This is a genomic window from Pandoraea capi (assembly GCF_902459735.1).
GTDB classification, from domain to species: Bacteria; Pseudomonadota; Gammaproteobacteria; order Burkholderiales; family Burkholderiaceae; genus Pandoraea; species Pandoraea capi.
In genome coordinates this window covers 133,845-145,465 of the sequence record NZ_CABPRV010000006.1, presented here as the reverse complement: position 1 = coordinate 145,465, position 11,621 = coordinate 133,845, and the positions used below count along the sequence as shown (strand labels likewise).

At 66.9% G+C, this 11,621-nt stretch carries 3 protein-coding genes (1 of these 3 only partly in view); all 3 read right to left on the bottom strand.

What is annotated here, in order from left to right:
- Nucleotides 1–54 precede the first annotated feature (54 nt).
- Nucleotides 55–2,223: a TonB-dependent siderophore receptor gene (locus PCA20602_RS14315; RefSeq protein ID WP_174981128.1), complete on the bottom strand. Its 2,169-nt coding sequence runs from the start codon at nucleotides 2,221–2,223 to the stop codon at nucleotides 55–57.
- 314 nt (nucleotides 2,224–2,537) lie between these two features.
- On the bottom strand, nucleotides 2,538–5,765 hold the full coding sequence (locus PCA20602_RS14310; protein ID WP_174981125.1) for a non-ribosomal peptide synthetase: 3,228 nt from the start codon (nucleotides 5,763–5,765) through the stop codon (nucleotides 2,538–2,540).
- A 31-nt stretch (nucleotides 5,766–5,796) separates the two neighbouring features.
- Nucleotides 5,797–11,621, bottom strand: the final stretch of a protein-coding gene (locus PCA20602_RS14305; protein WP_174981122.1) for a non-ribosomal peptide synthase/polyketide synthase. Its footprint extends 22,528 nt past the window's final position; 5,825 of the gene's 28,353 nt are visible here — the last part of the coding sequence; its start codon lies beyond the right edge, outside the window — the gene reads right to left on this strand; it ends in the stop codon at nucleotides 5,797–5,799.

The window sequence follows — 11,621 nt, the reverse complement described above, 5'->3', positions numbered from 1 at the left end:
TCTGGCGCACGACGGCGCGCGCCAGAGGTCATGCAAGCGCCCAGATCGAACCGATCAGTAGGCCGTGCGCAACGTCAACATCACGGTGCGCGGCTGTCCGCGTGCGTAAGCCGCGGCAAAGTAGTCGCGATCGAACAGGTTGTTGGCGTTGAGCGACAGCGACGTCTTCTTCGTGAAGGCATAGCTGATCGACGCATCGACCACCGCGTAGAAGCCCTGCGTGGCGGTATAGCCGTTACGCGAGGCCGACGTTTCGCTCACCGCCGTGACGCCACCGCCCAGCGTGAGGCCATGCAACATGCCCGGCAGGCGATAGCTGGTCCAGAGCTTGAAGATGTTGTGCGGCGAGATCGACGCGAACGGCGACGCGATCGTGTCGAAGCTGTTCGAATCTTCCAGTTGGCTGTTGTTGTACGTGTAGCTGCCGAACAACTTCCAGCCCGGCGTCAGTTCTCCGGTCCCCGACAGTTCGAAGCCGCGCGTGCGCGCCTTGCCCAGTCCGATGTAGTGCGACGAGGTCGGATCATTCGGATCCACCATGGCGCGATTCTTCTGGTTGATCTGATACACCGCGAACGCCGTCGTGAAACGGCCGTCCATGAACTCGCCCTTGATCCCCGCCTCGTACTGATCGCCCGTAATCGGCTTGATCAGCGTGCCGGAGGTCGTGAGCAGGTTGTCCTGCGGCTGGAAGATGCTCGTGTAGCTCGTGTAGACCGACCACGTCTTGTTCAGGTCGTACACCAGCCCGGCGTAGCCCGTGAACTTACCGGCATTGCCCAGCGAATTGCCCGTCATGCCGAAGACGTTGTACGTCGGATCGACGGCGAAACGCGACTGATACCAGCTCACGCGCCCGCCGAGAATCAGGGTCAGCTGATCGAGCAGCGAGAGACGCGTCTGACCATAAAAACCATACTGCTTGGCGTACGTGTTGTTGCGGCTGGTAGTGTCCGGGGTGCCCGGGAACACCGGCATCGGATACAGAATGTCCAGCAAGTTGACGTTCGTCACGCTGAACAGATTGCTCGGGTCGCCGTAATATTGCGACTGGTGTTCGACCATGCGCATGTAGTTCGCGCCGATGGTCGCCTGATGCGTGCGGCCGAACAGCGTGAACGGACCCGTTGCCGACACGTCGATGTTCGTCTTGCCTTCGCTCACCACGTTGTTCGTTGCGCTGATATCGCCCGTGTACGTGACCGGGTCCCAGGCATTGAACTGGCTGGCTTGCAGCGTGGTCGAGCGCGAGTAGACGTAATCGAGCACGGCCTTGGCAGTCCAGCCGCCACCCAGCTTCTGGTGCAGCTCGGCGAAAAAGTCCGTCGTGCGGAACGTGTCACGGTTCCAGCCTGCGCCGTAGTAGTGGCCGCGCGGCAGATCGCCGTAGGTGCCGTTGGTGTAGATGCCCCAGATCCACGGCTCGTTCGAGGTGTACTCGTTGTAGCTCGCCCCCACGCGCAGCAGCGTCGTGGACGTCAGATCCGCTTCCAGCGTGCCGTACAGCACCTTGTTACGCGTGTTCGTGGTGTCCTGCACGCCATTGGCGCCGGTGTACGACACGACTGCGCGACCGCGCAGCGAGCCCGACGGATTGAGCGGACCGCCCACGTCGAGAGTCGCGCCGCTGTTGCCGCGCGTGCCGCCCGAGAGCGTTGCGCTCGCTTCGAACTCTTTCTGCGCGTGCTTGCGCACGAGGTTCACGGCGCCGCCCGGTGCGCCGAAACCGTTGAGCAGCCCGCTTGGGCCGGTCAGCACCTCCACACGATCGTAGATCGCAAGGCTCGGCTGGAAGGTGTCCGCCGTCACGGAAATGCTGCTGTTCACGAAGGACGGTGTGCCGTCCACGAGGAACGACGTGATCGGGAAGCCGCGCGCGTAGTACTGCACGCGGTCCGAATCGCTTTGCAGCGTCGTGATGCCCGGTGCGTACTGCATCGCATCCTTGAGCGTCTGGAAGTTCTGTTCCCTGATCTGTTCCTGCGTGATCACCGACACGCTCTGCGGGATCTCGCGCGCAGTCATCGGGATCTTCGAGCCGACCGTCGTGGCCGGATTGAGTGCGTCGGCCACCGGATCACGGCGGTCTTCGACATTCGTCGCGGGTAGCGATGCGGCGGGAGTGCCGGCCGCCGGAGATGACGTGGCGTCACCGCCGGCATTGTTCTGTGCAGTCTGCGACTGTGCCTGTGCTGCGGCAGCCTGCCCAAGGATCAGCAGCATGACCGCCAGACTCATGCGACTCGGTGTGAGTACGCCCCTCCTTGTTGACCGGCCCTGCCCGTGAATCGACTTCATGTGCAACCTTCCCCTATGACGTGTAGTGGCGCGCTCTCAGCGGCGCATGCTGCATCGGGATTCGGAGAGACGCCCGATGTAAGAATCGGAAGAAAATCTCGGAAATAATAACCGTTCTCATTACCATTCACAATTGAAATGACGAATCGGTGATGACAACTAAGCGATTTCAGCAACATCCCGGGAGATTGCGTCGTCAATCTCACCGGGATGCGGCCGAAATGTCGGTGTGCGATGGTTCAGGACGCCGCGCCGCTCGCCTGACGCGCCCGTGCCAATAGCGCCGCCTGCGCCTCGGGTGACAAGGCGTCGAACGTGAGTCGCGCCTGCGCGCGCCGCGCCAGCGCCTCGCCCCCGTCGGGGCGCGCCAGCAAGGCATTCGCCAGCGCACGCACCGTGGGGTTGGCAAAGACCAGTCCCGGCAGCACTTCGATGTGCAGCCCTTCGCCGATCCGGGCAACGAAACGAATCACCGTGAGCGAATCCCCGCCGAGGTCGAACAGGCTTCGCGTCACGCCGACCGGGGCTCGGCCCAGCAGGTCTTCGAGACGCTTCGCGAGCCAGGTTTCGAGCGGAGTCTGCGGGGCGACGTCGGCCGCACCGCCCTCGCCCGCCATGGCGCCGTCTCTCGGGTCCGGCAATGCCTGACGGTCGACCTTGCCGTTCGCCAGACGCGGCATTGAGGCCAGCGTGAGCACGAACGCGGGGATCCATGCGGCAGGCAGACGCTCGGCCAGCGCGTCACGCACCAGCTTGACGGGATCGGCCATCTCGGGCGCGACCACGTAAGCGGCGAGCTGCGCCTGCGTGCCGCTGCCCCACGTTCGCACCGCCGCCTGCGTCACCCCCGGAATGTCGCGGCACACGGCTTCGATTTCCGCCGGCTCCACCCGGTGGCCGCGAATCTTGACCTGCTCGTCGGCGCGGCCAAGCCATTGAATGCCGCCCTGCGGCAACCAACGCGCGACGTCTCCGGTGCGGTAGAGTCGTGCGCCCGGCTGGAACGGATCGTCGACGAACCCTTCGCGAGCGTCGCGTCCGAGGTAGCCCTGCGTGAGTTGCTCACCGCCGATGTAGAGCATGCCGCGCGCGCCGACCGGCGTGAACGAGAGGTCGTCGTCGAGCACCCGCACGTAGCAGTTCGCCAGCGGCTGTGTCAGCGGCAGCGCGCCATTGGCATCATTGCTGTCGCCCGCTGCCTCGCAGAGATGGGTCAGCACCCCCACAGTCGTCTCCGTCGGCCCGTAGTGATTGACGATCCGGACGTCCGGGCGAATGCGGCGCAATGCCTCCACCAGCGACGGCTGCGTCGCCTCCCCGCCGAGCACGACGGTGCTGGGCAGGATCGCAGTCGGCACCTGCACCAGCGCGTCGAGATGCGACGGCGTGATCTTCACGATATCGATGGCATTGCTGCCGACGAAACGGGCAAACGCCGCGCCGTCCGCCATGTCGGCCTCGTTGGCGACCACCAGACAAGCCCCGGCGGCCATTGCGCCGAACAGCGCCGTATTGCCGAGATCGGCCGCCACCGTCGAGGTCAGCGCGACCCGATGCTTAGACGAGAGCCACAGCACGTTCGAGATGGCATGCGCGTAGTTCGCCAACTGACGATGACCAATCGGCACCCCCTTGGGCGTGCCGGTCGACCCAGAAGTGAAGACGACGTACGCGCGATCCGTCGCACGCGGCGCTGGCAGGGTCGCGTCGCCGACCATCGGCTGCATCAGTTCGGAAAACGATACGAGCGGCACCGACGGCACCGGTGCCGAGGCATCGAACGGTGGGGCCACGATCGCCAGCACCGGTGTGGCCTGCGACAGCACCGCATGCACGCGCGACACCGGCCACGACGGATCGAGCGGCACATAGGCCGCCCCCGCGCGCATCGTCGCCAGCAATGCGATCACCATGTCGACGCTGCGCGGCATGGCAAGCGCGACCGTGTCGCCCGTGCGGACGCCCTTCGCTTGCAGGTGCGCCGAGACCTTCAACATCTCGCTCGTGAGCTCCGACCACGTGAAGCGTTTTCCGTCGCCCTCCAGCGCCGGGGCATCAGGCCGCTCCTGCGCGTGACGCAACAACGCGTGGACGACCGTTTGGTCGGCCACCGTCAGCGCCGGTCCTGCCCAGCCCAGATAGCGCGACTTATGGAGTTCGGACGTCACCTCGATCTGACGCCACGCCCTGTCGGCGCTGGCCGGCGCCGTGAGCGATCCCAGCAACGTCAGATACTGATCCGCGAGCACGTCGAGGGCATCGGCCGGATAGGCACGGGCGTCGCCCGTCAACGCGAGTTGAGTCACGGCGCCGCGAGCATCCGTGACCAGATCCAGATGGCATTCCGCTTTGCCCACCGGTGCCGTCACGCCGACCAGACGCGCGCGCGCAGAAGGCGAATCCCACACGACGATGCGCAGCGATGTCAGACCATGATTGCCGATGTCGGCGGGCACGGATTCCTGCCAGTTGCGATGTTCGTCGATGGTCTCGCCCAGTCGGCAGGCGATATCGACGAGCGAGAGCGTGTCGTCGAGGAACACACGCACCGGCATGCGCCGCTCGAACACACCAAGCGAACCGGCCAGCGGGCCGTAGTCAGCGCGACAGTCGTGGCACACGGTGCCATCGACCGGCGACTGCCCGCCGATGCGGGCCAGCAGCGCCCACCACGCCGCCTGCAACAGCAGGTCCGGCGCAATGCCGCGCGCCTGCGCCATCGCGACGAGCGCCGCGCCGGTCTCGCCGGGCACGACGCGTCGCACCCCATGCGCCACCGTATCCTGTGTCGCCTCGCCACTGCCGGGCAGCCGACGGTGCGCTGCAAGCCGCACGCCCGTGCGTGGCGAGCCGGCTTCGTCGAGGTACCGACGCCAGTAGGCCTTGCCGTCGAGTCCTTCGGTACCTTCGACGAGACTGTCGCGCCACGAAGCGAAGTCCTCGTATCGCAACGGCGCATCGTCATCGGCGCCGGCCTGCCCCGGCACATCCGATGCCAGAGCGATCAGTTCCTGCGCGAGCGCGACGAGGCTGGCTTCGTCGAACAGCCAGGCCCGCGCCATGAGGATCAGACGGGTGTCGCCCTGTGCGGCGTCGAGCACGCCATCGCAGGTGAGCCAGATCGCACAGGCGTTGGCGCGTTGCGAGGCGGCGTCTTCGGGCATCGGGCCGGCCGCGGCGGCCAGCGCAGCGGCATCTGCCGACGTGTGGTTCACGCGCCGCGCAATCCACGGCAAGCCCAGCGCAGGCGTCTGCGGGAGGTGCCGCACGCCGCGAAAGCCTTCGACCTGTCCGGTCGCCATCGTGAGCAGTTCATGGCGTTCGGACAGCATCGCCCACGCCTGACGCACCGCGTCCGGGGAAAGCGCCGCATCGGGCGCCACCACGACGGCCACACTGGCCGCCTCCATGCCGAGAGCCACGCGCGTGCGTTGCTCCGGCGTCAATGCAAATCCGGTATCGGTCATCGTTTGAGGCTCTGTCGGGTGTGACGATGCGTCACGCATGGTCGTCGTTCTGTGTCATCGGACCCGCAACCGGGTCGGCGGCCTGTGAGGCAGACGGTGAAGCGGGCTGCACGAGCGGCACGCTGTCGCGCGACATCATCTGCGCCATGGCCACCACGATCTTGCGCGGCTCCTGATAGGGGTCACGCGCGTGGGCCACGAGCAGGTTGTCGAGCATGACCACGTCGCCGCGCTGCCAGTCGAAGCGGAACGCGCAGGCGTCGTACGCGCGACCGACCAGAGCCATCGTTTCGTCGTCGATCGGCGTGCCGTCGCCGTACAGCACATTGCGCGGCAGACGGTCCTCACCGGCGATGTCGAGCAAGTGTTGCCGCACGTCCGGCGCCAGAAAATACGGGTGATGCAGTTGCACCTGATTGAAGAACGCCATGTCGCCCGTCGCCGGATGCCGGATCACGCCGGGTCCGCGAGAGACGGTCTGCAACGTGTCGCCGAACCAGCGCACTTCGGTGCCCACCGCCCGGCAACGCGCCTCGACTTCCTCACGGCTGTCGGTATGGAAGAACTGCCGCCACGGCACGTCGAGCCCTTCGATGAACGTGCGCACGTAGCACAGCCCCAGACGTGCGAAGCGATCCACGACCTCGGCGGGCAACCGGCGCAGCATCTCGCGGCCGTCGACGATCGGCGTTGCGCCACCGACCTGCGAAGGCAATTCGCAGAAGAACCACTGCTTGCGCGGCCATTGCTCCAGATGCGAGCTTTCGTTGTGGAAGAGGATCATTTCCTTTTCGGGATAGGGCGTGGAGCGGTACGTCCTCTCACCCTCCTCCTTCTTCGGCAGATCGCCGTAATCGCCGTAAAGCTCCGGCACGATCGCCTCAACGAAGCGCTCGAACTGACGCGGCCCCTCGATGGCGAAGCCACGCAGCAACAGACCGCCGTGTCGGGCGAGCCAGAGGTCAATCTGTTCGCGATGGCGTGCCGCCCAGACGAACGGGTCGAGATCGGCGTGCAACGGCTCGATCAACGCCGGGAAGCCCGTGCCCGCCTGCATCGGCGTGACGCGGACCTGAAAGTCCGGCGCGGCGGTAGTGCCGTCCCGACCAACCGCAGCGCCGGAGGCTGCACGCGCCGTGCGGCGTGCGCCACCGAGGGCACCCAGCTTGTCGAGTTTTTCCAGCTTCGCGGCGCGGGCGGCGTCTCGCGTTCGCGCGGCGTCGGACACCGGCGTGGTCTCGTTCGTCGGATTGTCGGGTTCCATGAGATAGGTCTCCAGAAGCTTGAGCCAGGTGGCAACGAAGCGTTCGATGCTTGCGTGCACGAACAGATCGGTTGCGAACACCCATTCGCCGGCAAAGCCGAGCGGGGTTTCATGCATGAACAGCGCCATGTCGAATTTCGACGACGCGGTAGGCTGGCCGATCGGGTCGATACGCAGACCGTCGATGGCGAGCGCGCCGCGCGGCGTGTTCTGCATGACGAAGAGGGTTTGCACCAGCGGACTACGGCCCGGCTCGCGCGCCACGCCGCTGGCCTCGACGATGCGCTCGAACGGCAGCGCCTCGTGAGCGATGGCGCCGAGCATGGCGTCATGCGTGCGGCGGGTGAGCGCCGCGAACGACGCGCCATTCGCCGCGAAGCGCGAGCGCACCGGCAGCACGTTGACGAAAAAGCCCAGCATCGATTCGAGCGCGACGTCGTTTCGCCCTGCCGAATCCACGCCCACCACCAGATCGTCCATGCCGGTCAGTCGATGCAGGAACGCCTGATAGCTCGCGAGCAGCACGCTCGACGCCGTCGTCCCGTGACGCTGCGCAAATGTGCGCAGCGGCGCGTCGAGATGCTTCGGCAGGGTGAATGGCACACCCGCGCCTGCGGTAGACGTCGCCTCCGGGCGCGCGTGATCGGTGTCCAGACGCAGCGCTGCCGGCGCATCGCGCAGTGCATCGCGCCAGTACGTGCGCAACGCCTCGCCGGACGCCCCGTCCAGTGCCTTGCGCTGCCAGTCCGCGTAGTCCACGTACTCCACGCGATTCGTCTGCGGCGCGGACAGCTCCGACGTCGTCGAGAAAACCGGTGCTTTCCCGGATACCTGTCCATCACGCACCGCCGAGTAAGCGGAGGCGAACTCGCTCACCAGCACGCTCATGGCCCAGCCGTCGGCAATGATGTGATGCACGGCGAACAGCACGACATGGTCGTTCGACGACAGACGCAGCAGGCGAATCCGGGCAAGCGGGCCGCTCGCCAGTCCAAAGCGATGCCGAGACTGCGCAGCGATGGCCTCGGCCACAGCGGCTTCCTGCGCCGATGCGGTTCGTCCTTCCAGATCGACGACATCGATGTCCGCTTCACCCTGCGACGCGATGCGTGCATACGGCACGCCGTCGTCGTCCGGATAGCTCGTGCGCAGCACCTCATGGCGAGCGACGAGCCACGCCATGGCGGCACGCGCGGTGTCGACATCGAACGCGCCCTGCACCCGCATGGCTGTTGCCAGCGTGTACGACGCCGCGTCATCCGGGCTGGCGAGCTTGTCGGCCAGCCAAAGACGGTACTGCGTGGGCGACAGCGGCATGCGCGAGGTGCGCGGCACACGAACGAGAGTCGGGGTTTCAGCCGCGATACGCGGCGCACGCGCCAACTGCTGCGCGAGCGCGCTGAGCGTCGGCGTGGCGAAGACGTCGCGCAGCGCCATCTCACGACCCAGCGTCGACTTCACACGCGAGACGAGCTGCAACGCCTTGAGCGAGTGACCGCCGAGCGCGAAGAAGTTGTCGTCGCGACCGACCGTCGGCACATCGAGCAGCGATTGCCACAGCGCCGCCAGCGCGATTTCCGTCTCGCCCACGGGCGCCGCGACGTGCGCCGCCTGAGCATCTGGTGCAGTATCAGCCGACGGCAGCACCAGCGCCCGGCGATCGACCTTGCCGCCCGGTGTCATGGGCAGCGCATCAAGAACGACGAGCACCTCCGGCACCATGTAGGCCGGCAGCGTGGCGGCGAGGGCCGAGCGCAACGCGGGCACGTCCAGCACGGCACCGGCCTCCGCCGTAGCCCATGCCACGAGTCGCTTGTCTTCACCGGCGAGGGTTGCGAGCGCCGACGCCACCGCCTCGCGAACGCCCGTGAGCGCCAGCAAGGCGGCTTCCACTTCGCCAAGTTCGATACGCAGGCCGCGAATCTTGACCTGCTGGTCGATACGTCCCAGATAGTCGAGCTGACCGTCGGCACGCCAGCGCACGAGGTCACCGGTGCGATAGCAGCGGCCCCCGTCGGTACGCGACGGGTCCGGCACGAAGCGCTCGGCCGTCAACGCCGCACGGCCCAGATAACCACGCGCCAGCAGATCGCCGCCGATGACCAGTTCGCCGACAGCGCCCTGCGGCACCGCCGTCATGTCCGGTGCGACGACCTGCACGCTGCGCCCCGGCAACGGACGCCCGATCGGCACCGTGCCCGGGAACGTCGCAGCGGTCGCTTCGGTCACCGACGTTGTGTCGTAGACGGTTGCGGTGATGGTCGCTTCGGTCGGCCCATAGGTGTTGATCAGCGTGACCGGGGCGAGCGCCGGGCTTGCCTGCGTGCGCCGCCAGCCCTGTGCGGACATCGCTTCGCCGCCCGCGTGGAACTCCCGCAACGGTGCAAGCGAGGCGCCGCGATCGGCAAGATCCTGCGTGAGCACGTGCCAGTAGGCCGTGGGCAAGTGCGCCACCGTCAGACCATGACGGGCCACCCGGGCGACGAATTCATCGGTCGTCCAGAGGTCGGGGCCCCGCATGACCACCGTCGCGCCCAGACACAGCGGCGGGAAAAGCTGCTCCACAAAGCCGTCGAAGTTCACGGTCGAGAATTGCAGCACGCGATCCGACGGCGTCAGACGCGCGTAGCGAATCGTCGCATCGATATGGCCGGAAAGCGCTGCGTGCGCGATACCCACGCCCTTCGGCTGCCCGGTCGACCCCGACGTGTAGATCACGTACGCCAGGCGTTGCGGGAGGTCCGACACCGACGGGGCGTCAGACGTCACAGCGCTTGCCGACGACTCAGCGATATCGACGTTCACCACCGCGACGCCCGGCAACCGCGTCAGTGCGGGCAACTTGCCCGCGACGGCGGCGTCAGTCACCAGCAGGTGGATGCCGCTGTCTTCAATCATGTACGTCAGGCGCGCCATCGGGTAATCCGGGTCCAGCGGCACATACGCCGCACCGGCCTTGAGGATGGCCAGCATGGCGACGATCATGTCGAGCGAGCGCGTCATGGCAATGCCCACGCACGTGTCGGGCTTCACGCCCGCGTGGCCCAGACGTTGCGCGAGACGGTTCGCTCTGGCGTCCAGCTCGGCATAGGTCAGGTGCGCGTCGTCGAGCATCAGCGCCAGCGCCGACGGCGTACGCGCGGCCTGCGCGGCGATGGCGGCGTGCACGGCCGTCTGCGCGAACGCACCCGATGCCGTGCTGTCGCCTTCGCCCCAGCGACGCAGGCGTTCGACTTCCGAGTCGTCGGCCAGCGTGATGTCCCCCACCGCCGCGCCCGTCGACGTGACGAACGCCGTCAGCACCGCAAGGTAATGCGTCATGAAGCGCGCGACGCTTGCCTCATCGAACAACTCCCGTGCGTACTGGAAGCTGCCGTCGATGAGGCCATCCGGCGCGCTGCGCAAGTTCAGCGTCAGATCGAACTGCGCGGCCTGCTCGACCGCGTCGAAGCGCTCCGTGATCAGCCCCGGCAGCGATTGCAGCGCACGGCGGCTCTCCTGCTCGAAGTTGAACATCACCTGGAACAGCGGCGCGTGCACGAGGCTGCGCTCGGGTTGCAGCGCTTCGACCAGCGCGTCGAAAGGCAGATCGCGATGCCGTTGCGCACCGCTCACGCGCTCACGCGCCTGCACCAGCAGCGCTTCGAGCGTCATGCGCGGGTCGATCTGCACGCCCAGCACCTGCGTGTTGACGAACAGACCGATGAGGCCCTGCACTTCGGCGTGTTCCCGATTCGCCACCGGCACCCCGACCCGAATCGCTTGCTGACCGGTATAGCGATGCAGCATCGTCTGGAACGCCGCCAGCAGCACCGTGAACACGGTCGTCTCATGGCGACGCGCCAACGCGGCGACCTGCGCCGCGAGCGCCGGCGGCAATGCCACCGGCAGACGCGCCGCGCGATAGCGCCCGCTCGTGTTTCGCGGACGATCCGTCGGCAACGCCAGCACCTGCGCGCGGTCGTCGAGCGCTTCACGCCAGTAAGCCAGTTGGCGCTCGCGCTCGGTGTCGTTCAGCACGTCGCGCTGCCACGTCGCATAGTCGGCGTACTGCACCGGCAAGGCGCGCCACGCCGGGGCGTCGCCTGCGAGCGCGGCGGCATAGCCCGTCGTGAACTCGTCGAGCATGACGTCGATCGACCAGCCGTCCGAGACGATGTGATGCATCGCCACAACCAGCAGATGATCCTGCTCGCCGAGCGAGACCAGCGCGAGGCGCAGCAACGGCCCCTGCGTGAGATCGAACGGCTGCGCCATGAACGCCGCCGCCCACTCGCGCGCCGCGTCCACGTCGAGCGTCGTGCGCTCGATCGTCACCGGCGCGGCCGCGTGCACGATTTGGAGCACATCGTCCCCTGCCCCCTGTCCGAACGTCGTTCGCAGGCTCTCGTGGCGAGCCACGATGGCGTCGAACGTCGTCTGGAGCGCCGCCATGTCGAGCGCGCCACGAATCCGGACAGTGTCGGCAATGTGATATGCGCTGCTTTGCGGATCGAGATGCCAGAGCACCCACATGCGACGTTGTGCATGCGACGCGGGAAGCGGAAGGGGCAACGACGAGCGGTCTGCGAGTGGCGCAAGTGGCCTGACCG